General features: G+C 74.7%; 26 protein-coding genes, 1 pseudogene and 1 riboswitch. Of the genes and pseudogenes, 16 read left to right on the top strand and 11 right to left on the bottom strand.

The window, feature by feature from the left end:
- Positions 1-61: 61 nt before the first annotated feature.
- A complete protein-coding gene (locus KPF22_RS04395; protein ID WP_224401301.1) occupies positions 62-2,383 on the bottom strand; it encodes a helicase-associated domain-containing protein in 2,322 nt (773 codons plus the stop codon).
- A gap of 123 nt (positions 2,384-2,506) precedes the next feature.
- Between KPF22_RS04395 and KPF22_RS04390 the strand changes: the two genes are divergently transcribed.
- Together KPF22_RS04390 and KPF22_RS04385 are read left to right on the top strand one after the other, a co-directional pair.
- The gene (locus KPF22_RS04390; RefSeq protein ID WP_062398283.1) at positions 2,507-2,689 is read left to right on the top strand and encodes a hypothetical protein; all 183 of its coding nucleotides are present in this window, start codon (positions 2,507-2,509) and stop codon (positions 2,687-2,689) included.
- Positions 2,690-2,691: 2 nt separating this feature from the next.
- Entirely contained in the window at positions 2,692-3,294 is a 603-nt protein-coding gene (locus KPF22_RS04385; RefSeq protein ID WP_208825891.1) for an NTP transferase domain-containing protein, read from the top strand.
- 72 nt (positions 3,295-3,366) lie between these two features.
- Here KPF22_RS04385 and KPF22_RS04380 read toward each other — a convergent pair whose 3' ends face one another.
- Positions 3,367-3,972 carry a transglycosylase family protein gene (locus KPF22_RS04380; protein ID WP_224401300.1) on the bottom strand — a complete coding sequence of 202 codons (606 nt, stop codon included), beginning with the start codon at positions 3,970-3,972 and terminating at the stop codon, positions 3,367-3,369.
- A 457-nt stretch (positions 3,973-4,429) separates the two neighbouring features.
- On the opposite strand from KPF22_RS04380, the gene moaC reads away from it, so the two are divergent.
- The 3 genes from moaC to KPF22_RS04365 are packed head-to-tail and all read left to right on the top strand — an operon-like array spanning position 4,430 to position 5,864.
- Entirely contained in the window at positions 4,430-4,939 is a 510-nt protein-coding gene (gene moaC, locus KPF22_RS04375) for a cyclic pyranopterin monophosphate synthase MoaC (protein WP_083474373.1), read from the top strand.
- Positions 4,936-5,418 (top strand): molybdenum cofactor biosynthesis protein B, encoded by a 483-nt coding sequence (locus KPF22_RS04370; protein WP_062403845.1) that lies wholly within the window; start codon positions 4,936-4,938, stop codon positions 5,416-5,418. The genes moaC and KPF22_RS04370 overlap by 4 nt, the downstream gene beginning before the upstream one ends.
- Positions 5,415-5,864, top strand: a complete 450-nt coding sequence (locus KPF22_RS04365) for a molybdenum cofactor biosynthesis protein MoaE (protein ID WP_224387119.1) — start codon at positions 5,415-5,417, stop codon at positions 5,862-5,864. The genes KPF22_RS04370 and KPF22_RS04365 overlap by 4 nt, the downstream gene beginning before the upstream one ends.
- Before the next feature lie 155 nt (positions 5,865-6,019).
- On the opposite strand, the gene KPF22_RS04360 is transcribed toward KPF22_RS04365, so the two are convergent.
- Positions 6,020-6,586 carry a transglycosylase family protein gene (locus KPF22_RS04360; protein ID WP_208825897.1) on the bottom strand — a complete coding sequence of 189 codons (567 nt, stop codon included), beginning with the start codon at positions 6,584-6,586 and terminating at the stop codon, positions 6,020-6,022.
- 542 nt (positions 6,587-7,128) lie between these two features.
- On the opposite strand from KPF22_RS04360, the gene KPF22_RS04355 reads away from it, so the two are divergent.
- The 7 genes from KPF22_RS04355 (at position 7,129) to KPF22_RS04325 (ending at position 14,926) form a co-directional block, all read left to right on the top strand.
- Positions 7,129-8,022: a MoxR family ATPase gene (locus KPF22_RS04355; protein WP_224401299.1), complete on the top strand. Its 894-nt coding sequence runs from the start codon at positions 7,129-7,131 to the stop codon at positions 8,020-8,022.
- 10 nt (positions 8,023-8,032) lie between these two features.
- Positions 8,033-9,214 (top strand): VWA domain-containing protein, encoded by a 1,182-nt coding sequence (locus KPF22_RS04350; protein WP_208825900.1) that lies wholly within the window; start codon positions 8,033-8,035, stop codon positions 9,212-9,214.
- On the top strand, positions 9,207-10,322 hold the full coding sequence (locus KPF22_RS04345) for an XdhC/CoxI family protein (protein ID WP_224401298.1): 1,116 nt from the start codon (positions 9,207-9,209) through the stop codon (positions 10,320-10,322). The genes KPF22_RS04350 and KPF22_RS04345 overlap by 8 nt, the downstream gene beginning before the upstream one ends.
- Before the next feature lie 248 nt (positions 10,323-10,570).
- On the top strand, positions 10,571-11,830 hold the full coding sequence (locus KPF22_RS04340) for an iron-containing alcohol dehydrogenase (protein ID WP_224401297.1): 1,260 nt from the start codon (positions 10,571-10,573) through the stop codon (positions 11,828-11,830).
- A 22-nt stretch (positions 11,831-11,852) separates the two neighbouring features.
- A complete protein-coding gene (locus tag KPF22_RS04335; RefSeq protein ID WP_307799856.1) occupies positions 11,853-13,235 on the top strand; it encodes a GAF domain-containing sensor histidine kinase in 1,383 nt (460 codons plus the stop codon).
- Positions 13,232-14,158: a response regulator transcription factor gene (locus KPF22_RS04330; RefSeq protein ID WP_308010358.1), complete on the top strand. Its 927-nt coding sequence runs from the start codon at positions 13,232-13,234 to the stop codon at positions 14,156-14,158. Before KPF22_RS04335 ends, KPF22_RS04330 begins: the two co-directional genes overlap by 4 nt.
- 483 nt (positions 14,159-14,641) lie before the next feature.
- On the top strand, positions 14,642-14,926 hold the full coding sequence (locus KPF22_RS04325; RefSeq protein ID WP_208825925.1) for a hypothetical protein: 285 nt from the start codon (positions 14,642-14,644) through the stop codon (positions 14,924-14,926).
- Positions 14,927-14,979: 53 nt separating this feature from the next.
- On the opposite strand, the pseudogene KPF22_RS32935 reads toward KPF22_RS04325, so the two are convergent.
- Positions 14,980-15,177: pseudogene (locus KPF22_RS32935) on the bottom strand (methyltransferase domain-containing protein); the annotation flags it as partial.
- A gap of 181 nt (positions 15,178-15,358) precedes the next feature.
- Between KPF22_RS32935 and KPF22_RS04315 the strand changes: the two are divergent.
- A complete protein-coding gene (locus tag KPF22_RS04315) occupies positions 15,359-15,964 on the top strand; it encodes a hypothetical protein (RefSeq protein ID WP_224401296.1) in 606 nt (201 codons plus the stop codon).
- 86 nt (positions 15,965-16,050) lie between these two features.
- Entirely contained in the window at positions 16,051-16,572 is a 522-nt protein-coding gene (locus KPF22_RS04310; RefSeq protein ID WP_062398301.1) for a gamma carbonic anhydrase family protein, read from the top strand.
- Between the two features lie 53 nt (positions 16,573-16,625).
- On the opposite strand, the gene KPF22_RS04305 is transcribed toward KPF22_RS04310, so the two are convergent.
- The 3 genes from KPF22_RS04305 to thiO form a co-directional block, all read right to left on the bottom strand.
- Positions 16,626-17,396: a thiazole synthase gene (locus tag KPF22_RS04305; RefSeq protein ID WP_062398303.1), complete on the bottom strand. Its 771-nt coding sequence runs from the start codon at positions 17,394-17,396 to the stop codon at positions 16,626-16,628.
- Between the two features lie 2 nt (positions 17,397-17,398).
- Entirely contained in the window at positions 17,399-17,599 is a 201-nt protein-coding gene (thiS, locus tag KPF22_RS04300) for a sulfur carrier protein ThiS (protein WP_062398305.1), read from the bottom strand.
- Positions 17,599-18,771 (bottom strand): glycine oxidase ThiO, encoded by a 1,173-nt coding sequence (gene thiO, locus KPF22_RS04295; protein WP_062403851.1) that lies wholly within the window; start codon positions 18,769-18,771, stop codon positions 17,599-17,601. The genes thiS and thiO overlap by 1 nt, the downstream gene beginning before the upstream one ends.
- Positions 18,768-18,877, bottom strand: a riboswitch (TPP riboswitch). (Overlaps the previous gene by 4 nt.)
- Positions 18,878-18,907: 30 nt before the next feature.
- Between thiO and thiE the strand changes: the two genes are divergently transcribed.
- The gene (gene thiE / locus KPF22_RS04290; protein WP_374107481.1) at positions 18,908-19,609 is read left to right on the top strand and encodes a thiamine phosphate synthase; all 702 of its coding nucleotides are present in this window, start codon (positions 18,908-18,910) and stop codon (positions 19,607-19,609) included.
- Positions 19,610-19,675: 66 nt separating this feature from the next.
- Here thiE and KPF22_RS04285 read toward each other — a convergent pair whose 3' ends face one another.
- Both KPF22_RS04285 and KPF22_RS04280 read right to left on the bottom strand, forming a co-directional pair.
- A complete protein-coding gene (locus KPF22_RS04285; protein ID WP_224401295.1) occupies positions 19,676-20,869 on the bottom strand; it encodes a hypothetical protein in 1,194 nt (397 codons plus the stop codon).
- Between the two features lie 272 nt (positions 20,870-21,141).
- Positions 21,142-21,810 (bottom strand): DUF3159 domain-containing protein, encoded by a 669-nt coding sequence (locus tag KPF22_RS04280; protein ID WP_224401294.1) that lies wholly within the window; start codon positions 21,808-21,810, stop codon positions 21,142-21,144.
- A 154-nt stretch (positions 21,811-21,964) separates the two neighbouring features.
- Here KPF22_RS04280 and KPF22_RS04275 point away from each other — a divergent pair, with 154 nt between their 5' ends.
- Positions 21,965-22,753, top strand: a complete 789-nt coding sequence (locus KPF22_RS04275; protein ID WP_208822903.1) for an SGNH/GDSL hydrolase family protein — start codon at positions 21,965-21,967, stop codon at positions 22,751-22,753.
- 11 nt (positions 22,754-22,764) lie between these two features.
- On the opposite strand, the gene thpD is transcribed toward KPF22_RS04275, so the two are convergent.
- Entirely contained in the window at positions 22,765-23,691 is a 927-nt protein-coding gene (gene thpD / locus KPF22_RS04270; RefSeq protein ID WP_208822905.1) for an ectoine hydroxylase, read from the bottom strand.
- A 128-nt stretch (positions 23,692-23,819) separates the two neighbouring features.
- Positions 23,820-24,215 carry an ectoine synthase gene (locus KPF22_RS04265; protein WP_178372921.1) on the bottom strand — a complete coding sequence of 132 codons (396 nt, stop codon included), beginning with the start codon at positions 24,213-24,215 and terminating at the stop codon, positions 23,820-23,822.

Here is a 24,215-nt window from a genome sequence, read left to right as displayed (position 1 = left end):
CGGACACCGCGGCGGCGCAGGCACATCGTGTGCCGGCGCCGCCGCGGTACCGCGTCCGGGGCTAGTCGCGTCCGGCCGGTTGCTCCGATCCGGCGTCCACCGGCGCGATCGAGGTGATGCGGTGCAGCTGGATGCGGCGCAGCTCGCCGTCGAGCGCGTCACGGCCCTCGACGTACCCGCCGCCCACCGAGACCGGCGCGAGCACCCGGTCCCCGGCGACGCCGTGCGCGTCGACGTAGCCGATCCACACGGTCCGGCCCTCGCGCACCGCCTCCTGCAACGAGGCCAGGTTCCCGGTCGCGCCGGTGAGTTCACGCCGCCCGGCGACGCTGTCGCGTACCCCGGCCAGGCGGTCCCCCGCCCGCAGCCGCTCGACGAGTTCCTCGGCCCGGTTCGTCGGGGACCGGTCGACGACCCGGCCGGCGTCCCGGGTGCCGCGCCGCAGCCGCGGCTCGGTGCGCCGCCCCCTCGGCCCGAGGTCGACGACGGCGCCGACCGCGTCCTCCGCGGCCGGGCTGAAGCCGGCCGCCCGCAGCCCGTCGAGCACCTCGGCCAGCGGCAGCGAGCTGACCACGACGGTCGGGGCGATCCGGCGCAGCCCCAGCTCCTCGGCCGCGGAGTGCGCGAGCACCTCGGACAGGAGCACCTCGTCGTCGGAGCGCAGGAAGCAGCTGACCGCACCGCCGCGCAGCCTGCCGTGCCGGCGGGCGACGTCGTCCACGAGGTAGGTCAGGGTCTGCGGGACCGGGGTGCGGGAACGGGCCTCGAGGATCGCGCGGACGTCGTCGGCGGTGCGGCCGGTGTCCAGCGCCCGGCGCAGGCTGCGCTCGGTGAAGCGGTAGACCGTGGCTCCGCCCGCGGACTCGACCTCGGCCAGGATCGCGAGCTCGTGCGCGAGGTCCGCCGACAGCCGCCCGGGTGCGACGGCGGTCAGGTCGGCCTGGAGCAGGATCTCCTCCACCGGGGCGGGCAGCGCCGCGTGCAGCGCCGCGGCCAGCTCGGTGGGGTGCCGGGTGGGGTGCGCCGGGTCCGGGCGCAGGGCCGGGTCGAGCAGCACCCGCCCGGCCGTGGTGAGCGCGTCGAGGGCGACCACGCCGATCGCGGTGGCCTCGGCGACGGTCCAGCCGACCGTCTCGTCGCGCAGCCGCCCGCCGCGGCGCGGGGCGTGCCAGGCCAGCAGCCGCGCCAGGTCCTCCGGCGACCCCACCGAGGTCCCGGGCGCGAGGTCGGCGAGTGCATCCAGGACTCTGCGGCGGTCCCGCGCGGCCGGCGGACGACGCGGCCCGTCGGACAGCGCAGTGATCGGCTTGCCGGTCTCGTCGCGGCGCCCCACGAGCCCGGGCAGCCGCGGCAGCTCCAGCCAGGCCTGGGCCAGCACCGCCCAGCGGGACTCCTCGGGACCGGTCCCCCACACGTCCCACGTGGTGGTCGGCAGCCACTCCGGTGTCACCGACTCGGTCGCCCCGACCAGGTCCGCGGCGTGCAGGATCTCCAGGACCAGCGCGGCGGTCGGCTCGTCGGTGTCGGCCGCCTTCGCCGCACGCTTGAGCTCGCGGACGCCGAACCCGCCCGAGCGCAGCACCGGCACGGACTCCCGCGCCAACCACTCCAGGAGCAGGTCGGTGCGACGCAGGAACTCCAGCGCGGCCCCCGCGCCGGTGCCGTCGACCAGCGGGGTCTCCCGCACGCGCAGCGGGACGTCCGGCCGGGACAGGTCCAGCGACCCCATCGGACGGTCGCCGCGCAGGGCGAGCGCGACCTGGCGGGGCAGCTCGACGGTGTCGGCGTCGCGGCGCACGAGCAGTCCCTTGTCGACGAGGGACCCGACCGGCCCGGTCGACCCGGTCGCGTTGCGGGAGCGGCCGACCGGCGGGCCCTGGGCGAGCACGTCGAGGACCTTGCGCTCGTCGTCGCCCACCCCGGCGAGCAGCGTGTCGAGCTCGGGGCCCGCCGCCGCACCGGTGGCGGGGGCACCGAGCCCGGCGGGCCACGGCCCGACGACGTCGGCGGCCGCGGGGACCAGCGACACCGCCTCGTCCGGGCCCCAGGCCAGCGCGCGGTCGCGCAGCGCGGCGAGTCCCTCGGCGACGGTGGCCGCGTCGACGTCGGCGCCGAGCCAGCCGCGCAGTCCCGCGCCGGGCGTCGTCGCGTCGGCCGGGGTCCGCCACGCCGTCGCCAGCACCAGCGCGTCCAGGACGGTCAGCGCGACGGTGCCCAGGTCCTCACAGGCGCGCTGCACCGAGGCCCGGATCGAGGCGCGGGTCGCGAGCACGGTGAGGTCGCCGGGGGGCGGGACGGCGAGGTCCGGACGCGCGCGCAGCAGCGCGGCGAGGAACCCGTCGTCCTGCCCGCGCAACCACTCGACCAGGGACGTCTGCATCATCGCCAGGGTAGTCGGACGATCGCGGGCGCACCGGAGCGGACAGCCGCGCCCGCGTCCGCGATACTGGGCACAGGAGACTGCCGCGGTCCCGCCCGGGACCGGACGACGACGCTGGAGGACGCGATGGCCGCCAAGCCCGCGAAGCAGGACCGGATCCACCCGGAGTGGCCGCACTCCGACGACGGCGACCACCCGGTCACCGAGCTCCTGGGCAGCGTCCAGGGAAACATGTCGCCGTTCGGCGACATCGAGTTCCCGGTCGCCAGCGTGCCCTACGAGCACCCGGTCACCGAGATCAACCGCTGACCGTGGTCGCCGGCCTGTTGCTCGCGGGCGGCGCCGGGCGCCGCATGGGCACCCCGAAGGCGCTGGTCCGACTGCACGGTGAGCCGCTCGCGGTGCGGGCGGTGAAGGCACTGCAGGCGGGTGGGTGCGGCCCGGTCACCGTCGTGCTCGGCGCCCGCGCCGACGACGTCGCCGACGTGCTGCGCGGCGCCGGCCTCGGCACCGACGGCAGTGACGTCGGTGTCGTGGTCGCCGAGGACTGGGACGAGGGCATGGGCGCGTCGCTGCGGCGCGGGCTCGGATCGCTGACCCACCTGCCCGGCACCGGCGCGGCGCTGGTGCACCTGGTCGACCTGCCGGGCATCGGACCGGAGGCGATCCGCCGGGTCGTCGACGGCGCCGGGCCGTCGTCGCTGCGGCGCGCCGCGTTCGACGGCGTCCCCGGGCACCCGGTCCTGCTCGGCCGGGACCACTGGTCCGGGGTCGTCGCGCTGTCCTCCGGGGACTCCGGCGCCCGTGACTATCTGGCCGGCCGCTCCGACGTGGAGCTGGTCGAGTGCGGCGACGTCGCCGTCCCGGACGACGTCGACACCCCAGGGCAGCTGCGCCGCCTCGCCGGTACCTGAACCACCGCAACGGTCCCGACACACGCGCGCCCCGGTCCCTCGCCGAGGGACCGGGGCGCCGTCGTGCCGGGATCAGGTGTTGATGACCTGGCCGGGGGTGATCAGGTGCCCGGCGCCGAGGCCCGGGTTCTTGGACAGCAGGTCCTTCCAGTTCGCGATGCCGTGCGCGGCCGCGATCTGTCCCAGGGTGTCGCCGGACTTCACCGTGTAGGTGCCGCCGGACGACGCCGCGGGGGCGCTGGCCTTCACGCGCTCCGGGGCCCGGGTGCCGGAGTCGGTCTCCAGGGTCCGCGGCGTGGCGGACCCGGACGCGCCGGTCTTGGACGAGCACGACGGCCAGGCGTTCCAGCCCTGTGCGGCCAGGACCTTCTCGGCGACGGCGATCTGCTGGGCCCGGGTGGCCTGGTGCGCCGACGTGGCGTACTCGCCGCCGCCGTAGGCCTTCCAGGTGCTCGGGCTGAACTGCAGGCCGCCGTAGTAGCCGTTGCCGGTGTTCGCGGCCCAGTTCCCGGTGCTCTCGCAGTGCGCGAGCGAGTCCCAGGTGGAGTCGGTGGCGGCGTTCGCGGTACCCACGACGGCCAGCATCGGGGCGCCGAGGACGGCACCGGCGACGGCGGTCCGGACGATCGTGCGGCCGGCGGTGCTCGGTTTACGGTGTTTCCCACGGTAACGAGGCATGGCAGGTCTCCCGCGTGACGCGACCCGAACCGCACCCGGGGAGTGGGTGCCCGGTCCGGCGGCCGGGGGAGCGGCCACCGATCCGTCTGACGATCGGCCCTGTCCCACACCGATACCTCGGGGGCCGGTGGACCGCCGGACAGGGAGCGTTGCGGCACCGGAGCCCGGCCGCATGGGGGAGTCGGCCGAGCCGGGACCGAAGGTAGGTCACGTCAGGACGACGCGAAAGTCGACGGCGACACGGCGTGGCGTCGGACGTACCGGACACATGATGTTCGGGGCTTGCGTTTGCGCAGGTGACGAGCCCCGATCACGAACGAGAAACGTTCGTGCAAACAGTGCGATCGGTTCCACAAACGTGATACAGATCACAGTCACTGGGCCATCCGGGGGGCCCGGCCCGTGCACACGGAGTGGCAGGGACCACCCTTCCGACGCCCCCCGTACTGTCGGGGTCGTGACCACCGAGCACAACCGGCCCGGCCCCGCGCTCAGCCACGTCGACGACGCCGGGGCGGCCCGGATGGTCGACGTCTCCGACAAGCAGCCCGGCCGTCGCGCCGCCGTCGCGACCGGGACCGTGCACACCACGGCCGAGGTCGTGCACCTGCTGGAGACCGACGGCCTCCCCAAGGGCGACGCGCTCGCCACCGCCCGCATCGCCGGGATCATGGGCGCCAAGCGCACCCCGGACCTCGTCCCGCTCTGCCACCCGATCGCGATCAGCGGGGTGACGCTGGACCTGACCCCGGCCACCGACGGCGACGCCGGCCGGGTCGCCATCCGCGCCGAGGTCCGCACCACCGACCGCACCGGGGTGGAGATGGAGGCGCTGACCGCGGTCGCCGTCGCCGGGCTCACCCTGCACGACATGATCAAGGCCGTGGACCCGGCCGCCGTGCTCGACGCCGTGCGCGTCGAGCGCAAGGAGGGCGGCAAGACCGGGCTGTGGGAGCGCGGGGCATGACCGCCGCGCGCACCGCCCGGGTCGTCACCGCCTCCAACCGCGCCGCGGCGGGCGTCTACACCGACCGCGGCGGGCCGCCGATCGTCGCCTGGCTGCGCGAGCGCGGCTACGACACCCCGGACCCGGTCGTCGTGCCGGACGGCGAGCCGGTCGGGCAGGCGCTGCGGGCGGCCGTCGCCGACGGGGTGGCGGTCGTCGTCACCACCGGGGGCACCGGCATCTCCCCCACCGACGCCACCCCCGAGGTCACCCGGGCCGTGCTCGACCACGAGATCCCGGGCCTGGCCGACGCGATCCGCCGCGCCGGGGAGGAGAAGGTGCCCACCGCGGTGCTCTCCCGCGGTCTGGCCGGGGTCGCGGGCCGCACCCTGATCGTCAACCTGCCCGGCTCCCCGGGCGGGGTGAAGGACGGCCTCGGCGTGCTCGCCGGGGTCCTCGACCACGCGGTCGACCAGCTGCACGGAGGAGACCACCGATGACCGATCCCGCGACCACGCGGACCGCGACGGTCCTGCGTGCGGCCGTCGGCGAGGAGCCGCTCGACGTCGACGAGCACGCCCGTCTGGTCGAGCACGCCGCGGCCGGCGCGGTCGTCACCTTCGCCGGCGTCGTGCGCGACCACGACGGCGGGAAGTCGGTGCACGGGCTGGAGTACAGCGCGCACCCGACGGCCGCCCGGATCGTCGCCGAGGTCGCCGAGCAGGTGGCCGCACGCTCCCCCGGCGTCCGGGCGCTCGCGGTCAGCCACCGGGTCGGCCCGCTCGACATCGGCGAGGTCGCCCTCGCCTGCGCCGTCGCCGCCGAGCACCGCCGGGAGGCGTTCACCGCCTGCGCCGAGCTCGTCGACGAGGTGAAGCGGCTGCTGCCGGTCTGGAAGCACCAGCGGTTCGCCGACGGCTCCGACGAGTGGGTCAACTCGACCTGAGCCCGGCCGCGCGCCCCGGAACGACGGAACGGCCCGGGTCCGCCTCCCCGCGAGGGAAGGCGGACCCGGGCCGTCGTCCGCCGGGGCGGGTGCTGGGGACACCGCGCACCCCGTGCCGCCCGTCCCGGATGGCGGTCCGGGAACGGTCGGCGGGATCAGCCGAGGTTCAGGACCTGGCCGACGCTGATCACGTTCACGTTGCCGATGCCGTTCGCGGCGGCCAGCGCGGCGACGGAGGTGCCGTGCGCGGCGGCGATCTTCCCGAGGGTGTCGCCCGACTTCACCGTGTAGCCGCCGGCGGCCGGGGCGGCCGCCTTCTTCTTCGGCGCGGAGGCGGCCGGGGCCGACGCCTTCACACGCTTGCCGGTGTCGGCCGAGTGGCCGGTGATGCCCAGCTTCTTCGAGCAGGACGGCCAGGCGCCCCAGCCCTGGGCGGCCAGCACCCTCTCGGCGACGGCGATCTGCTCGGCGCGGCTCGCGTTCTGCGCCGAGCCGGTGCCACCGAAGGCCTTCCAGGTGGACGGCGTGAACTGCAGCCCACCCGAGAACCCGTTACCCGTGTTGATCGACCAGTTGCCGCCGCTCTCGCACTGGGCGAGCTGGTCCCAGACCTCGTCCGGGGCGGCGTTGGCGGTACCGGCGATCGCAGCCGTCGCGCCGACCGCGACGACACCCGCCGCAGCCATGCGCAGGAGACTTCGGCCCTTGGGTCCCTTGGTCATCGTTTCGCTCCCACCGCGCCGTCCCGAGGACACGCACACTCCGCGCAGGAGGTCCCCAGGGCACAGGTGTGCCCACCGTGTCGTCGCGGGTGCGTCGATCGGGACCGGGGAGCGACGTCCATGACGCCCGCGGAGGTGGTCTCTCTCGTCCCCGTCCCGTTCCGTTTCCTCGACGGACCGGACAGCCGCGGGACGGGGGTGGTTCGGCGCGGCGGGTCCGGATGTGTGACTCGTTCAGGCGGCCGCTCCGGTGGACCGGCCGACGAGAAAGGTGAATGCACGGAAAGAATTCGTCAATGAAGGGGCCCGTGAGCGGAATCACTGTAACAACGATGTAATTATCAGATTCTCCCTAAACGCACTGGTCAACGACGTCACATCACGGACCTATCACGCGGTCGTGAACATTTTTGATCCGGAAGCAAGTCGAACCTTCCGAGGGCCTCGTTCGTCCTCACGGGGAGGTCCCGGACCCGCCCGCGCGGTGAGGAGGGACCCTCCTGCTGTGGCCGCGTTCACCGCTCGTCCTGCATGCTGGTTCGGTGAACGAACCCGCACCCGGCCCCGGGAGCCCGGCCGAGCTCGCCGACGCGCTGCGCGCGACCGGCTACCTCGCCGACGACGGTCTCGCGACGGCGGCCTTCCTCGCCCTGCGCATGAACCGTCCGCTCTTCTGCGAGGGCGAGCCGGGGACCGGCAAGACCGCACTGGCCCAGGCACTGGCCGCCACACTGGACGCACCGCTCATCCGCCTGCAGTGTCACGACGGCATCGACGCCGGTCAGGCCCTCTACGACTGGGACTTCCCCCGCCAGCTGCTGCACCTGCGCACCCTGGAGGCCGCGAGCGGGCGCGACGGGTTCGACCCGGACAGCGTCGAGGCCGGCCTCTACGACGAGCGCTTCCTGCTGGCCCGCCCGATCCTGCAGGCGCTGCGCACCAGCCCGTCGGTGCTGCTCATCGACGAGATCGACCGTGCCGACGACGAGTTCGAGGCCTTCCTGCTGGAGGTCCTCACCGAGCACGCGGTGACCATCCCCGAGCTCGGGGAGGTGCGCGCCGCGACGCCGCCGGTCGTCGTCCTCACCTCGAACCGGACGCGCGAGGTCCACGACGCGCTCAAGCGGCGCTGCCTCTATCTCTGGCTGGAGCACCCGAACATCGAGCGCGAGATCGAGATCCTGCACAGCAGGCTGCCCGAGGTGCCCGAGCGCCTCGCCGCGTCGGTCGCGCGGGCCGTGCAGAAGCTGCGCCACGCCGACCTGATCAAGCCCCCGGGCGTCGCGGAGACCCTGGACTGGGCCCGGGCGTTGCAGCTGATCGGTGCCCGGCACCTGGATCCGGAGTCGGCGGCGCGCACCCTCGGGGCCGTCCTCAAGTACCGGGAGGACGCCGACCGGGTCCACAAGCAGCTCGACACCCTGCTGGCGTCCTGACCCGGCCGCGATGACCGTCCCCCCGAGCCCGTCCCCGGCGGCCCCGCCACGGCCGCCCGCGGCGGAGCCCACCGGCACCACCGACGAGCTGCTCACCGGATTCGTCGGGTTCACCGAGGTCCTGCGCGCGGCAGGGGTCCCGGTCACCCAGGACCGGGTGACCGCCTACCTGCAGGCGCTCGACACCCTGGAGGTCACCGACCGGGACCAGGCGTACTGGGCCGGCCGGCTGACGCTGTGCACCGACCCCGACGACATCGTCCGGTACGACCTGGCGTTCCCGTCCTGGTTCGAGCCGACCAGCAACCGCCCGTCGAGCAACCGTGACGACCGCCCGCCCGCACCACCGAAGCTGGCCGCGCTGCTGCCCGGAAGCGAGGGCGGGGAGGACGACTCCGACGACACCGACGGCCCGCAGATCAAGGCCGCCGCGACCGGCGCGGAGATCCTGCGCAACCGCGACCTCGGGGAGCTCTCCCCCGCCGAGCGCGAGCACCTGCGCCGGCTGATGACCCTGCTGAAGCCGGAGCCACCGACCCGGGCGTCGCGGCGTCGCAGGCGCAACCGGCACGGCGAGGCCGACCCGCAGCGCACGTTGCGCGCGGCGCTGCGCAACCAGGGCGAGATCTTCCGGCTGGCCCGGCGCGACACCTCGCGCCGGCCGCGCAAGGTCGTGCTGCTGATCGACGTCTCGGGGTCGATGGAGCCCTACGCGGACGCGCTGATGCGCTTCGCCCACGTCGTCGTCCGTCGCTCGCCGCGTTCGGTCGAGGCGTTCACCCTGGGCACCCGGCTCACCCGCATCACCCGTGAGCTGCGGCTGCGCGACCCCGAGCACGCGCTGCGCGCCGCGGGCAGGGCGATCCCGGACTGGTCGGGCGGCACCCGGCTGGGCGAGGTGCTGCAGGCCTTCGTCGACCGCTGGGGACGCCGCGGTGCGGCCCGGCGGGCGGTCGTGGTCGTCTTCTCCGACGGCTGGGAGCGCGGCGGCACCGAGCTGCTCGGTTCCCAGGCCGAGCAGCTGTCCCGGCTGGCCCACCGGCTGATCTGGGTCAACCCGCACGCGGGCAAGGACGGCTACGCCCCGGTCCAGGGGGGAATAGTCGCGGCCCTTCCGCACTTGGACGACCTGCTGGCCGGGCACAGCCTGGACACGCTGGAGAAACTGCTCGAGGTGGTGCGCAATGCGTGACGTGATCGACCAGCTCGAAGGCTGGTGGAAGAACGGTGAGCCGGCCGCGCTCGCGACGGTGGTCGGGACCTTCCGGTCCGCACCGCGCCAGCCGGGGGCATCGATGCTCGTCGGCCCGGCGGGCGAGGCCGTCGGCTCGGTCTCGGGCGGCTGCGTCGAGGGCGCGGTCTACGAGCTCGGACAGCAGGTGCTGTCCGAGGAACGGCCGGTGCTGCAGCGCTACGGGGTGTCCGACGACGACGCGTTCGCCGTCGGCCTGACCTGCGGCGGCATCCTCGACATCTTCGTGGAGAAGGTGACCCCGGAGACCTACTTACAGCTCGGCCGGATCGCCGAGGCGATCCGCGACGAGGACCCGGTCGCGGTGGCCACGGTCGTCGCGGGCCCCTCGGAGCTGCTCGGCAGGCGCCTGATCGTCTGGCCGGACCGGACCGAGGGCGGCACCGGTTTGGACCGGATCGACGACGCCGTGCGCGACGACGTCCGCGGTCTGCTCGACTCCGGCCGCAACGCGACGCTGACCTACGGCGTCCACGGCGAGCGACGCGGGGAGGGCCTGCAGATCTTCGTCGAGTCGTTCGCGCCGCCGCCCCGCATGATCGTGTTCGGGGCGATCGACTTCGCCGCCGCGGTGGCCCGGATGGGCACCTTCCTCGGCTTCCGGGTGACCGTCTGCGACGCCCGTCCGGTGTTCGCGACCGCGAGCCGCTTCCCCGGGGCCAACGAGGTCGTGGTCGAGTGGCCGCACCGGTACCTGCAGGCCGAGGCCGACGCGGGCCGAATCGACCAGCGCACCGCGCTGTGCGTGCTCACCCACGACCCGAAGTTCGACGTGCCGCTGCTGGAGGTCGCGCTGCGGCTGCCCGAGGTCGGCTACATCGGGGCGATGGGCTCGCGACGCACCCACGACGACCGGCTCGAGCGTCTGCGCGAGCGGGGCGTGACCGAGGCCGAGATCGCGAAGATGTCGTCGCCGATCGGGCTGGACCTGGGCGCCCGCACCCCGGAGGAGACCGCGGTGTCAATCGCCGCGGAGATGATCGCCCAGCACTGGGGCGGCGAGGGCGTCCGGCTGGCCGAACGCGAGGGGCCCATCCACGCGTCCTGACCTCCTCCGCTTTCGGCCAGGCCGGAGCCGGTCGACGATCCGGCTCCGACCTGCTGATCGGCGTGCCGTCCGCCGATCGAGGGGGTCGAGGGACAGGGTGTCCCTGTACCGTGGGCCACACGCTCGTGACAGATCCGCTCGCCGTCGTCGAGTGGTGAGTCGACAACGCGCAGCAGCAGGAGGAGGGCAACGTGGTCCTCACCGGTTCGGCCGGTCCCGTCGCCCCTGACCACGGGCATCGCGGGACCGTGCGACGGGAGACCGTTCTCGTGCTCGACGGGGAGACCGGCACGTCCGGCGCCGACGAGGGTTACACCGTCCGCGCGGCGCACCGCCCACGGGAGCGGCCGCGGCTGTCCAAGTTCCACGCCCCGGAGATCGTCTTCGGGCCGGACTCGCTGCCGGAGACCGCGCACGCCGCACTGCGGCTCGGTGCGCGCCGGCCGTTCGTCGTCACCGACCCGGGGGTGACCGAGGCCGGATGGCCCGCCGAGCTGCTGCGCCACCTGCGCGCCGCGGGCCTGCGCCCGCAGCTGTGGAACGAGATCACCCCGAACCCGAAGGACCACGAGATCCAGGCCGGGTTCGAGCGCTACGAGAGCTCCGGCTGCGACGTGGTGATCGGCGTCGGCGGCGGGTCGGTGATCGACGCCGCGAAGGGCGTCGCCCTGCTCGCGGCCAACGGCGGCACGATCCTCGACTACGAGGGCATCGACCGCATCGCCAACCCGATCCCGCCGCTGGTGATGGTGCCGTCGACCTCGGGCACCGGCGCCGACGTCTCCCAGTTCTGCATCATCACCGACACGGCCCGCCTCACCAAGATCACCATCATGGGCCGGGCCCTGGTCCCGGACGTCTCGGTGATCGACCCGCGGCTGCTCGTCACCATGCCGGACTGGCTCAATGCCGCGACCGGCCTGGACGCGCTCACCCACGGCATCGAGGCGTTCGTGTCGCTGGCCCACGGCCCGCTGACCGACACCCATGCGCTGCACGCGGTCGCACTCGTCCACGCCAACCTGCCGACCACGATGATCCGCCGCCACGACGACGGCCCCCGCACCGCGATGGCGCAGGCCGCGCTCGAGGCGGGCCTGGCGTTCACGAACGCGATCCTCGGCGCCACCCACGCCATGAGCCACCAGGTCGGCGGCATGCTCGACCTGCCGCACGGCCTGATCAACGGGGTGCTGCTGCCGCACGTGATCCGGTTCAACGGTTCGGCCTCCGACGCCGACGCGGCGCGCTTCGTCCCGATCGCCCAGGCCATGGGGCTGCCCGCCCGGCCGGGGATGCCCGGCGACGAGGCCGTGGACATGGTCGCGACCGAGGTCCGCAAGCTGGCCGACGAGGTCGGCGTCCCGACCGGGCTCGCCGCGATCGGGGTGCGCGAGGCCGACGTCCCGCGGCTGTCCCGGCTCACCCTCGGCGACGCCTGCCTGACCACCAACCCGCGCACGGCGAGCGTGGAGCAGATCGAGAACCTGTTCCGGGAAGCGCTGTGACGCCCGCACGGAGGCCCTCGCGGTGACCGCCGCAGCCCGCTTCCCGCGCCGCCGCACTCCCGCACCGCCCTCGTCGCCGGCCGCCGGGGGCCGGGCCCGCCCCGACCTCGACCAGCTCACCGGCCTGCGGACGGGCAAGCCGTCGTTCTACCCGGAGTACCGCGAGGGGGCCGAACGACTGCGCCGGGTCATCCTCGCGCTGGACCGGATCTCGGCCGCGCTGGTCCGCACGATGGAGGGCTCCGAGGCGCTGGTCCGCGCCGTCGCCGACGCGGCCGCCGACCACCTGTCGGCGGACTGGGTGGTGCTCGGGCTCGTCGACGGCGAGCTGCCCGACGCCGCGCCGCGGCACGTGGTCCTCGGCCCGGACGGAGTCGAGTGGGCCGACCTGGGGTCGGTGCCCGAGCGCGTGCGCCGGCACGTGGAACGGCTGCACGCCGGCGACGGCCATCACCACCACCACGAGGACGACCCGCGCCCCCGGCACCTGCACGTCCCGATCCGGCTCGACGGACGCACCGTCGGCGGGTTCGTCGCGTGGACGCCGCCGGAACGGCACATCGACGACACCGACCACTCGGTGCTGCGCATCCTGGCCGGTCAGACGGCGTCGGCACTGCAGAACTGCGCGCTGCTCGAGCGCGCCGAGCGGCTGCACGCGCGCACCGCGGCCCAGGCCGAGGACCTGCGCGTCCGCAACGACGAGCTGATGCTCACCCAGCAGGCACTCGGGGCGGCCCGCCAGCGGGAGGTCCTCGACAACGAGCGGCACCGCATCGCCCGCGAGCTGCACGACAGCGTCACCCAGTACGCCCTGTCGGCCGGGATGCACATCGAGCTGTGCCGGTCGGAGATCACCGAGCCGGTCCTGCTCCAGCACCTCGACACGGCCAAGGACCTGACCCGGCGGGCCGTCGAGCAGCTGCGGTCGGCGATCTACGCGCTCAACGACGACGACCACGCCGACAAGGACCTGCCCTCGATGCTGCGGCAGCTGTCCACCGTGCACATGCCCGACGAGCTGCGGGTCGAGGTGACGATCGGCGGGGCCCCGGTGCCACTGCCGCACGAGCACGAGCAGTCGCTGTTCCGGATCGCCGGCGAGGCGTTGTTCAACACGGCGATGCACGCGTCGGCCTCGCGGGCGGTGGTGCGACTGGCCTACGCCGACGGCCGCGTCCGCCTGTCGATCTCCGACGACGGCGGCGCCTCCCCCGAGCAGATCCGCCGCACGCTGCGTGCGGCGTCGGTCCGCGGCCCCTCCGGGGAGCACCGCGGCCTCGTGAACATGGACGCCCGCGCCCGCGAGATGGGCGGGGCCCTGCGGTTCCGCCGCTCGCGGATCGGTGGGCTGCAGGTGCAGGTGGACGTCCCGATCGGGACGCCGGGGAAGGAGCTCGGATGAGCAGCGGCACACGGACCGCCCCGGGCGGTCCCGGGCACGTCACCGGCGGCCCCGCCCGGGGCCGCGCCGTCACGGACGCCCGCAGCGGCGGCGGACCGGATGCCCGCGGCGGAGCCGGTGTCGGCGCGCGCGGCCCCGGCCACGGCGGCGGTCACGGCGGTGGTCACGGCATCCCCGGTCAGGCGGGCCCCGGGCAGGGCGGCGGGAACGCGCCGGGCGGCGGGATGCACGGGTCCGGCGGGACCGCCGCGACCCGCAGCGGTCCCGGTCCCGCGGGCGTCGCGGCGCGGCCGATCCGGATCGTGCTGGTCGACGACCACTCGATCATGCGCCAGGGGCTGCGCGCGGTACTGGAGCGCGAGGACGACCTGCGCATCGTGGGCGAGGCGGGCAGCGCACCGGAGGCGTTCGCCGCCGTCGCGACCGGCCGGCCGCAGGTGGTGCTGCTCGACCTCAAGCTGGCGTCCGGCCCGCAGACCGACGGTCTCGAGGTCTGCCGGAAGCTGTGCGCCGACCACCCCGGCATCGGGGTGCTGGTCCTGACGACCTTCGCCGAGGACCGCCTCGTCGTCGAGTCGGTGCAGGCCGGCGCCCGCGGCTACGTGGTGAAGGACGTCGACACCACCGAGCTCGTCCGTGCCATCCGCGCGGTGTCCCGCGGGGAGAGCGCGTTCGACGCCCGGTCGGCGTCGGCGATGGTGCGGTCGCTGTCCGGCGGGATGCCCGACCGGGAACGGCTGACCGACCGTGAGCTGGACGTGCTCCGCCTGCTGGCCCGGGGGCTGTCCAACCGCGCGATCGGCGCCGAGCTGTTCATCTCCGAGACGACGGTCAAGTTCCACGTCGGCAACCTGATGCGCAAGCTGATGGTGTCGCGTCGTGCCGAGGCGGTCTACGCGGCCACCAAGCTCGGCCTCCTCTGACCTCGACGTCCCCGGCCACGCCTCTCCGCCCGGCACGGCGGCACGGCGTGAGGGCGTGCGCGCGAGCCGAGGAGCGTCGTCGCTGATTCCGGATCGCGTTCCGGAACGCGACCCCGGGCCCGGATGCCCACCGGGCGGCGGGTCGGAGGGGTCCGGCGGACCCCCCGTCCGTCTCTCCGACCTGCGGACGTCGGCGACCGCGCAACCGGGCGGCCGCGTTCCGCGGAACGCGATCGCCCCGGTCCGCACCGGTCCCCACCGTCGTCGTGGACCGGAACTGTCGGACCCGCCCGGCACCCTTCTGTCGAACACACGTTCGACGAAGGAGAGCGCCGTGCCGACCTCCACCCCCACGAACACGCCCGCCGGTGAGCTGAGCCTGCCGGATCTCGAGTCCGGGCTCCTCGGTCTCGCCGGCGACATCGCCGCCGCCGAGTGCCGCCTCCTGCGCCTGCTCGCCGAGTTCGACGACCGCGGCGGCTGGTGCGGCGTCGGGGTCCGGTCCTGCGCCCACCCGGCGAGGACTGGCTGTTCCACCGGCCCGACGGCACTCCCGTCGAGGCCACGGGCAGACCGCTGGACGGCAGCGCCGAGTCCCTCGTCGAACGGAGCACGCGGGCCCGGCTGCGGATCGATCGCAGCACCCTCACCCCGGACTGGTACGGCGACCGGCTCGACCCCGAGCCGATCCTCGACGCCCGGACCGGGTCGGCGCATCCGTGGCCGGGCCGGTCAGCCAGCCGGCAGAGTGCGCCGATGCCGGTGTAGACCACGTCGAAGCCGTGGTGCGGCAGGACCTCGTCGGCGCGCAGGACGTCGGACTCGACGTAGTCGATGTCTGCTCCGGCACGGGCCGCGAGGGCGCGGGCCTGCTCCAGCGAGGCCGGGGAGAAGTCCAGGCCGGTGACCCGGGCGCCGAGCCGGTGCAGCGACAGCGTGTCGGTGCCGATGTGGCACTGCAGGTGTACGACGCGCAGACCGGCGACCGGGCCGAGCCGGTCGGCGTCGAAGCGGACCACCCCGGACAGCCGCGCGGGATCGGCGACGAGCGCGTCCACGCCGTGGTCGGGGCTCTGCGCGTGCAGTGGGGCGCGGTCGTCCCAGGAGGCGCGGTGGAGGGAGAGCGAGCGGTCCACCCGCCCAGCAGAGCACGGGCGGGCCGCGGGGACGACCGGTTTCCGGTCCCGGTAGACAGGACCGATGCGCTGGTACGCCGAACGCCCCGACCGGATCGCCCGCCAGGTCGTCGCCGACGTCGTCGCGGTGCTGTGGACGGTCGTCGCCGTCGCCGCCGGGGTCACCGTGCACGACGGGCTGGCCGCCCTGCGCGGGCCCGGAGACTCGCTGGTCGCCGCGGGCGGACGGGTCTCCGACACCTTCACCGGGGTCGCCGGGGCGGTCGGTTCGATCCCGTTCATCGGGTCCGACCTGGCCCGCGCGCTGGATCCGGCCACGGGGGCGGGCACCGAGCTCGTCGCGGCGGGGCGGGAGTTCGGCGACGCCGTCGGCACCCTCGCGACGGGGGCGCTGGTCGTCGTCCCGCTGGTGATGCTGCTGCCGGTGCTGCTCGGCTGGCTGCCGCTGCGGCTGCGCTACGCCCGGCGGGCCGGTGCCGCCGTCGCGGCGCGGACCGCCGCGCCGGACCTGCTGGCCGTGCGGGCGCTGTCCCGGGTGCCGGTGTCGCGGCTGGTCCGGGTCGCGCCGGACCCGGCGGCGGCGTGGCGGTCCGGGGACCCCGCCGTCGTCGCGGCGCTGGCCGCGCTGGAGCTGTCCGACCTGGGTCTGCACGCACACCCGCACGACTGAGCGACGACCGGGCGGCACGGGGGCGAGCGGGCGACGACGCGGTCTCGTCGCCGACGGGCACCGCGGCGGGTGCGAAGCTGTCGGCCATGCCGCTGTTCGCCCTGGAGGGCCTCTCCCCCACCGTGCACCCGGACGCCTTCGTCGCTCCGACCGCGACCCTCGTCGGGGACGTACGCGTCGAGGAGGGCGCCTCGATCTGGTACAACGCCGTGCTCCGCGCCGACCTGGGGCCGATCGTCGTACGTGCCGGCGCCAACGTGCAGGACGGGTCGGTGCTGCACGGCGGCGACGACCCGGTCACCGAGATCGGCGAGGGCGCCACGATCGGGCACCTGTGCGTGGTGCACGGCGCCGTGATCGGGGCGCGCGCGGTCGTCGGGAACGGCAGCACCGTGCAGGACGGTGCCCGGATCGGCGAGGGCGCGATGGTCGCCGCCGGGTCGACGGTCGCGCCGAACTCCGAGCTGGCTGCCGACCGGCTGATGCTCGGCTCCGCGGCGAAGGAACGCGGCGAGCTGACCGAGCAGGCCCGCTGGTGGGTGCGGACCAACCCGGACTTCTACCGCGCCCTGGCCCGGCGGCACGCCGACGGCGTCGCCCCCGCCTGAGCCCTCCCGATACGGTCCGGTGCGTTCCGCGGGACGCACCGGGACATCGGTCCTCAGTCCTCGCGGTCGGGCGAGCTCGCCTGTGCCCGGTAGCGGCGCGGGATCCGACCGGCGTGCCGGGCGTCCCAGCCCGCCTCCACCCCGCGACGCATCGCGCGGGCCATCCGCTCCGGGTCGGCGGCACGGGTCACGGCGGTGGCGAGCAGGACCGCGTCGCAGCCCAGCTCCATCGCCAGCGCCGCCTCCGAGGCGGTGCCGATCCCGGCGTCGAGCACGACCGGCACGCCCGCTGCGGCCACGATCATCTCGATGTTGTGCGGGTTGCGGATGCCCAGCCCGGTACCGATCGGCGAGCCGAGCGGCATGACCGCGGCGCATCCGACCTGCTCCAGGCGACGGGCGAGGATCGGGTCGTCGTTGGTGTAGGGCAGCACGGTGAAGCCGTCGTCGACGAGCTGCTCGGCGGCGTCGAGGAGCTCGACCGGGTCGGGCAGCAGCGTCGTCTCGTCGGCGACGACCTCCAGCTTCACCAGGTCGGTCTCCATCGCCTCGCGCGCCATCCGCGCCGTGAGCACCGCCTCGGCGGCGGTCCGGCAGCCCGCGGTGTTGGGCAGCACGGCGATCCCGAGGCGGCGCAGCAGGTCCAGCAGCCCGGTCCCGCCCGCGACGTCGACACGGCGCAGCGCCACCGTCGTCAGCTCGGTGCCGGACGCGACCAGCGCCCGCTCCAGGATCTCCAGGTTCGCGGCACCACCGGTGCCCATCACCAGCCGCGAGTCGAACAGGTGGTCGCCGAACGCGAGCTTGTCGGTCTGCACAGCCATGCTCATCCTCCCTGTACCGCGGTCAGGACCTCGACCCGCGCGCCGTCGGCGGGGCGGTGCCCGGCCCACGAGGTGCGCGGTACGACCTCCCCGTCCACGGCGACGGCGATCCCCCGCTCCGGCAGCCCGGCCTCGGCCAGGATCCGGGCGAGGTCGGCGCCGTCGTCGACGTCGCGGTGCTCGCCGTTCAGCACGATCCGCATCAATGGTTCCCCTCCTCGCGTGCCCCGGCGGCGGCCGGGGCGAACCGTCGCGGATCCGCCGCGCGGACCGGTTCCGGTACGTCGTCGCCGCGCAGCACCGCCGCGACGGCCGCCGCGGTCACCGGTACCAGCAGCATCCCGTTGCGGCCGTGCCCGGTGGCCGCGACCAGCCCGTCGGGCCCGGTGCGCCCGATCAGCGGCAGGTTGTCCCGGCTGCCCGGCCGCAGTCCGGCGGCGGTCTCGGTCAGGGCGTACTCGGCGATGCCGGGCAGGATCCGCTCCGCGTCGCGCAGCAGGTCGCGCACCCCACCGACGGTGACGTCGGTGTCGAAGCCGTTCTCCGCCGTCGTCGCGCCGATCACGAGGTCGCCGTACCCGGGCAGCGTCCGCGGCACGGCGTAGACCGGGCGCCCGTCGACGAGCGCCCGCACCGTCCGCGACGGCGGCGGCAGGGCACCGGCGCGGCGGGTCAGCCGCAGGATCTCGCCCTTCACCGGGCGGACCAGCCCGTCGAGCACCGGGTGCAGCGACGACGAGTGCGCCCCCGCCGCGACGACGACCGCGTCCGCCGCGACCTCGGTCCCGTCCGCGAGCCGCACGCCGGTGACACGGGCGCCGTCGTCGAGGACGCGCGCGACCCCGCGGTCGGAGACGACGACCCCGGCCCGCCCGGCTGCGGTCGCCAGGGCGGCGAGCAGCCGCCGGTTGTCCACCGACGGGTCGTCGGGCACCGAGAGGCCGCCACGGACCTCCGGGCCCAGCGCGGGTTCGAGCCGGCGCAGCTCGCGACCGGTCAGCCGGTGCACGTCGCGGCCGAGGGACTCCAGGTAGTCCGCGAGTGCGGTCAGCTCGGCGCGGTCCCCGGACCCGGTCGCGGCGACGACGGTGCCCTCCGGGTGCAGCCCGGCGTCGGTGCCGGCGTCGGCGGACAGGGCCGCGGCGAACTCCGGCCAGCGCGCGACCGAGTCCAGCCCGAGGGCGAGGAGGTCCTCCTCGCCGGGCCAGGCCTCGGTGACCGGGGCGAGCATCCCGCCGGCCACCCAGGACGCGCCGCGGCCGGGGGCCGGGTCGAACACCGTCACCGACCAGCCGTCGCGGGCCGCCGCGCGGGCGACGGACAGGCCGACGGCCCCCGCACCCGCGACGACCAGCCGTCCGGCACTCGCGCTCATCGGATCCACCTCACTCCCTGCGCCGGCATGACCCGGATCAGGTTCGACGGTCGGGACCGCGTCGCGGGTCCCCTCTCAGCCCGCTGCCCGGGCTCCCGTGGTTCGTCGTCGTCCGGGGCCCAGGCTACGCCGTAGCCTGCGAGCCGTGTCCGACACCGATACCCGTCCCGGCACCGGCGACACCCGTCGCGCCCGGCTCGACGGCCTCACCGACGCCCGTCTCTACCTGTGCACCGACGCCCGCACCGCGCGCGGTGACCTGGCGGAGTTCGCCGACGCCGCGCTCGCCGGCGGGGTCGACATCGTCCAGCTGCGGGACAAGGGCGGGCCCGGCGGGCCGCTGGAGGCGAGCGCGGAGCTCGCCGCACTGGAGGTGCTCGCCGACGCCTGCCGCCGGCACGGCGCGCTGCTCGCGGTGAACGACCGCGCCGACGTCGCGCTCGCCGCGGGCGCCGACGTGCTGCACCTCGGCCAGGACGACCTGCCGGTGGCGTGGGCGCGCCGGGTCGTCGGCGACGACGTGCTCATCGGCCGGTCCTCGCACAGCCCCGCCGAGACCCTGACCGCCGCCGACGAGGACGGCGTGGACTACTTCTGCGTCGGCCCGTGCTGGCCGACCCCGACCAAGCCGGGACGTCCGGCACCCGGCCTGGACCTGGTGCGCACGGTCGCCGGACGGGCCCCGGCGCGGCCGTGGTTCGCGATCGGGGGCATCGACGGCGACCGCCTGGACGAGGTCCTCGACGCCGGTGCGGACCGGATCGTCGTCGTCCGGGCGATCACCGAGGCCGAGGACCCGCGCGCGGCCGCGGCGGCGCTGCGGGCCCGCCTGCACTGAGCCCGCCTGCGCCGGGCCCGGCCGCGCTCGAACCGGCCCCGCGGCGCCGGGATCCGGCGCCGCGGATCAGTTCTGCGTGCCGGAACCCTGGTTGCCCGAGCCCTGGCCGCCGGAGCTCTGCCCGCCCGAGTCCTGACCCGACTGGCCGGAGCCCGGCTGCTGGGTCGGCAGGACCCGGTTCAGCCCGTCCTGCAGCGGGTTCGACGAGTCCGAGCCGTCCTGACCGGAGTCCCGGTCACGGGTGCCGGTCGACGACTCCGACGTGCTGGTGCCCGACTCCTCGGTGGAGGTCGAGCTCGACGACGACGTCGACGAGTCGCCCCCGGAGCCCTCGCCCCGGTCGTTCTCCTGCTGGGTGGGGGGAGCACCGCCGCGGACGACGTTGCTCACCGAGGTCCCGGACGAGCCGGACAGCGACGAGCCCTTCACGAACTCGATGCCCGAGATCAGGAACATCGACACCGCGAAGGTGACGACGCCGAGCACCGCGGACACGATGACCGTCTTGCGGGTGACCCGGACCCGGCGGAACCGGCTGTGGCCCGCTCCGGCGGCGCGGGTGGTGCCGCCGGGTGTCTGCCACGGGTCCAGCAGCACCGTCTCCTCGCCGGTGGGCCCGGCGAGACCGTGGCCGGCACCGTTCTGCGCGGCGACCGCGGTGCCCTCGGCGACGCCCTTGCCGCGCCGGGTCGCCCTGTCCTTCAGCTCGAGTGCCTTGTCCTTGCTGACCTCGAGCGAGCGGGTGAACAGCGTGGTGGCCAGCGTCGAGATGATCGAGCCGAGCGCCGCGCCGATCACCGTGCCGACCGCGCCGAGGAACGAGCCGAGCACCGCCGTGACGATCGCCGCGCCGGCGCCGGCTGCGATCTTCGTCGGGCTGAGGTCGGCCTTGAGGCCGCTCGCCTTCGTGGTGTCCGACGAGGCGTCGCCGGAGCTGTCACCGGACCCGCCCGAGCCCCCGGACCCGCCGGGTCCCTTCGGTCCACCGCCGACCGGGCCCACCGGACCGCCGGGACCGGCCGCGCGGGTCGTGTCCGACGCGGGCGGCAGCACCCGGGTGCGCGGACGCCCGCCGGGCGGGGTCCCGTCCGGCACGCCCGGACCGGGCACGACGGGGCTCACCGGACGGCCACCGGGCGGGGTCTGCGTCGTCCGGCCGCGGACGGTGCCCGACGGCTGCTGCGGGACCCGGCCGCCGTGCGTGCGGGGCGGATGTGCGGTGCGCTGACGGGGCAGCCGCGGGGCGTCGGGGGCGGCCACCGGGCGACCGGTGCCTGGTCGGGGAGCGGACGGCTGGGCGGGGGGACGGGCCGGGCCGGGGACGCCACGGGGGGCGTCGCCGAAGCCGGGCTCCGGGGGGCGCTGGTGTGGCATGGCTCCTTGCAGTGATCGTCGGTGCGGCGGCTCGCCCCGGGGGAACGTCCGGGCGGCCACGATTGCGCCGGACGATCACCCGAAGTGGTGACCTTCACACGACCCGCCGAAGGTCACGGGAAGATCACGATTCTAGCGCTACGAGGTGTCAGCGCCTGTCACCGGGGGTGACGAATGCCCGGGTGATCGGCCGGCAGCGCCGTACGCAGCAACGGCCACGACACGAGCACGCTCAGCCCCACCAGCACCGGGCTCAGCACGGTCCGCGCGACACCCAGGAGCACGACCTGGTCGGCCGCCCACAACGGGAGGAACACCGACAGCCGCAGGACGTACTGCGCCACCCACGCCCAGGACGCCCGCTGGTACCCGCGGAGCAGGTCCGGGTCGCGCCGCCACCTCGTGCGCTGTCCCAGCAGCCCGCCGACGACGACCCCCAGCAGCGGCCACCGCACGACGACCGAGATCGCCCAGGCCAGCGCGCTGCCGACGTTGGACACGATCTGGACCAGGAAGAAGTCCGACGCCCGCCCGGTCACCAGCGCGATCCCGGCCGCGACGACGACCCCGGCCAGCCCGAACAGCACCGCCCGCGGCCGCCGGCCGCGGTACAGCCGCCACCCTGCCACCGCGGCCCCCGCGACGATCGCCGCACCGGCCCCCCAGTTGATCGGGAACGCCGACCCCGCCGCCCCCGCCACCACCCAGGCGAGCACGAACGCGACCACCGGGATCGAGGCGTCCACGGCACCGGCCCGGCCACCGAGCAGTTCGGCGAGCCTCGGGTCCTCCCGGGATGCGGTGTGCGGAGCGCGATCGGACGTCACCCCGCTAAGGGTGCCCTATCCCGCGCGCCGGGTCGACGGGATCGGATTGGCGGACAGCGCGGAACAGGGTGATCATCGGCGTAACACCGGACATCGTTGCGGTGAACAACAGACAAGGCACGCGGAGGACCGGGGACGAGAGGGGGCCGTGCCGATGCACCGGCAGACGCACGCACAGCACCGGAGCTATGTCGCGATCGGCGACAGTTTCACCGAGGGGCTCGACGATCTCACCCCCGACGGCCGGGCCCGCGGCTGGGCCGACCGCGTCGCCGAGACCCTCGCCCACCGCCGCCCGGGCTTCGGCTACGCCAACCTCGCCGTGCGCGGGAAGGTCCTCGACGAGATCGTCGCCGAGCAGCTCCCCGTCGCCGAACGGATGCGCCCCGACCTGATCACCTTCTGCGCGGGCGGCAACGACATCATCGGCTGGTCCTGCGACGTCGACGACCTCGCCGCCCGCTTCGACGCCGCGCTCGGCCGGCTGGTCGCGACCGGCGCCGAGGTGCTGATCTTCACCGGCTTCGACCTGCGCCGGATGCACCCGTTCATCCGCAGGCTGCGCGGCCGGATCGCCTGCTACAACGAGGACATGCGGGCCGCCGCCGAACGGCACGGCTGCCGCGTCGTCGACCTGTGGGCGATGGACTGCCTCGCCGACCCGCGGGCCTGGGGGCCGGACCGGCTGCACCTGGTCCCGCACGCGCACGAGCGGGTCGCCTGGCGGGTGCTGGAGACCCTCGGTGAGCAGGCCCCGGACTGGCGCGGGCCGTGGCCGGAGCCCGAGGGCGGACCGACCCCCTGGACCGCGCGCCAGGCCGAGGACCTGCGGTGGGTCACCCACCACGTGATGCCGTACCTGCGCAAGCGGCTGCGCGGAGGGCACACGTGGGACGGGTACCGGCCCAAGCGTCCGGAACTCTCACCCCTTCAGGACGCCTGAGCGCGAGCCGCTCAGCGGACCGGTGAGTGGTCCCGGGCGGCGATGTGCGACGGCCGCGGCCGCGGCGCGGAGAACGGCGCCACGCAGGCGTTCTCGACGCTGTTGAACACCAGGAAGATGTTCGAGCGCGGGTACGGGGTGATGTTGTCCCCCGACCCGTGCATGCAGTTGGAGTCGAAGAACGTGGCGCAGCCCGCGTCGCCGGTCATCATCGCGATGCCGTGCCGCTGGGCCAGCTTCGAGATGGACTCCGGGTCGGGGGTGCCGATCTCCTGCTCCGTCAGCGACGTCAGGTGGTAGTCCTCCGGCGTCTCACCGACGCAGGACACGAAGGTCCGGTGCGACCCCGGCATGATCATCAGGCAGCCGTTGAACGCGTGGTTGTCGGTCAGCGAGATCGAGCAGCTCACCGCGCGCGGGCCGGGCATGCCGTCCTCGGCGTGCCAGGTCTCGAAGTCGGAGTGCCAGAAGAAGCCCCCGCCGCCGAGCCCGGGCTTGTAGTTGATGCGGCTCTGGTGGACGTACACGTCGGAGCCGAGGATCTGACGGGCCCGCGACAGCACCCGCTCGTCGCGCACCAGCCGGCCGATCGCCTCGGAGATCCGATGGACCTCGAAGATCGAGCGGACCTCGTCGGAGGACTTCTCGACGATGCAGCGCTCGTCGGCGCGGACCTCGGGGTCGTGGGCGAGCCGGTCCAGCTCGGCCTGGTACTCCACGATCTCGTCGGCCGTCAGCAGGCCCGGCACCTGCACGAAGCCGTCGCGCTCGTGCGCCTCGAGCTCCTGGGCGCCGAACATGCCGGCGCTCGCCCGGTCGCCCCACACGGTGGGCTCGGCGCGGTCGATGAAGGCGGGGGTGTTCGAGACGCGCGTGGGGTAGCGGTCCCCGGCTCCACGCACGAGACGCGGTTCGTCGTTGCCGACCAGTGCGGTCATGGACCCTCCTGTGAGTCGCTGTGGGTTCGGTGTCCCTTCGGATGGACGTCGTGTGAACGACCGCGAGGGGCGTTCCCGCTGTCACGCAGCGGAAACACCCCTCGCGATGTCGATCTCGGGACGGAGGTTCAGTCCTCCGTGATCAGCGGGTACACGCCGTTCTCGTCGTGCACCTCCCGGCCGGTGACCGGCGGGTTGAAGACACACACGCACTTGATGGTTGTCTTCGGGCGGAGCTGGTGCTTCTCGTTGCCGCTCAGCACGTAGATCGAGCCCGGCTTGAGCTGGTACGTGACGTCGTTGTCCTTGTCGTAGAGCTCGCCCTCGCCCTCGGTGATGAAGACGGCCTCGATGTGGTTCGCGTACCAGAAGTCGTTGATCGTCCCGGCCTGCAGGGTGGTCTCGTGGACCGAGAAGCCGACCTTGTCGTTGGCGAGCACGATCCGCTTGCTGCGCCACTGGCCGTTCTCGGACTCGACGTCCCGCTCGGTTCCGGTGATCTCGTCGATGGTGCGGACGATCAT

It is taken from the genome of Pseudonocardia sp. ICBG1034 (genome assembly GCF_020131375.1).
Lineage (GTDB): Bacteria > Actinomycetota > Actinomycetes > Mycobacteriales > Pseudonocardiaceae > Pseudonocardia > Pseudonocardia alni.
Note: the sequence above shows the minus strand (reverse complement) of the source record. Positions and strands in the feature narration are given on the sequence as shown.

Excerpts from the sequence above, each read along its gene's own strand:
- KPF22_RS04395 (WP_224401301.1), bottom strand. The coding sequence starts at position 2,383 with ATGATGCAGACGTCCCTGGTCGAGTGGTTGCGCGGGCAGGACGACGGG.
- KPF22_RS04390 (WP_062398283.1), top strand. The coding sequence starts at position 2,507 with ATGGCCGCCAAGCCCGCGAAGCAGGACCGGATCCACCCGGAGTGGCCG.
- KPF22_RS04380 (WP_224401300.1), bottom strand. The coding sequence starts at position 3,972 with ATGCCTCGTTACCGTGGGAAACACCGTAAACCGAGCACCGCCGGCCGC.
- KPF22_RS04370 (WP_062403845.1), top strand. The coding sequence starts at position 4,936 with ATGACCGCCGCGCGCACCGCCCGGGTCGTCACCGCCTCCAACCGCGCC.
- KPF22_RS04365 (WP_224387119.1), top strand. The coding sequence starts at position 5,415 with ATGACCGATCCCGCGACCACGCGGACCGCGACGGTCCTGCGTGCGGCC.
- KPF22_RS04360 (WP_208825897.1), bottom strand. The coding sequence starts at position 6,586 with ATGACCAAGGGACCCAAGGGCCGAAGTCTCCTGCGCATGGCTGCGGCG.
- KPF22_RS04350 (WP_208825900.1), top strand. The coding sequence starts at position 8,033 with ATGACCGTCCCCCCGAGCCCGTCCCCGGCGGCCCCGCCACGGCCGCCC.
- KPF22_RS04345 (WP_224401298.1), top strand. The coding sequence starts at position 9,207 with ATGCGTGACGTGATCGACCAGCTCGAAGGCTGGTGGAAGAACGGTGAG.
- KPF22_RS04330 (WP_308010358.1), top strand. The coding sequence starts at position 13,232 with ATGAGCAGCGGCACACGGACCGCCCCGGGCGGTCCCGGGCACGTCACC.
- KPF22_RS04315 (WP_224401296.1), top strand. The coding sequence starts at position 15,359 with ATGCGCTGGTACGCCGAACGCCCCGACCGGATCGCCCGCCAGGTCGTC.
- KPF22_RS04310 (WP_062398301.1), top strand. The coding sequence starts at position 16,051 with ATGCCGCTGTTCGCCCTGGAGGGCCTCTCCCCCACCGTGCACCCGGAC.
- KPF22_RS04305 (WP_062398303.1), bottom strand. The coding sequence starts at position 17,396 with ATGGCTGTGCAGACCGACAAGCTCGCGTTCGGCGACCACCTGTTCGAC.
- thiS (WP_062398305.1), bottom strand. The coding sequence starts at position 17,599 with ATGCGGATCGTGCTGAACGGCGAGCACCGCGACGTCGACGACGGCGCC.
- thiO (WP_062403851.1), bottom strand. The coding sequence starts at position 18,771 with ATGAGCGCGAGTGCCGGACGGCTGGTCGTCGCGGGTGCGGGGGCCGTC.
- KPF22_RS04275 (WP_208822903.1), top strand. The coding sequence starts at position 21,965 with ATGCACCGGCAGACGCACGCACAGCACCGGAGCTATGTCGCGATCGGC.
- thpD (WP_208822905.1), bottom strand. The coding sequence starts at position 23,691 with ATGACCGCACTGGTCGGCAACGACGAACCGCGTCTCGTGCGTGGAGCC.
- KPF22_RS04265 (WP_178372921.1), bottom strand. The coding sequence starts at position 24,215 with ATGATCGTCCGCACCATCGACGAGATCACCGGAACCGAGCGGGACGTC.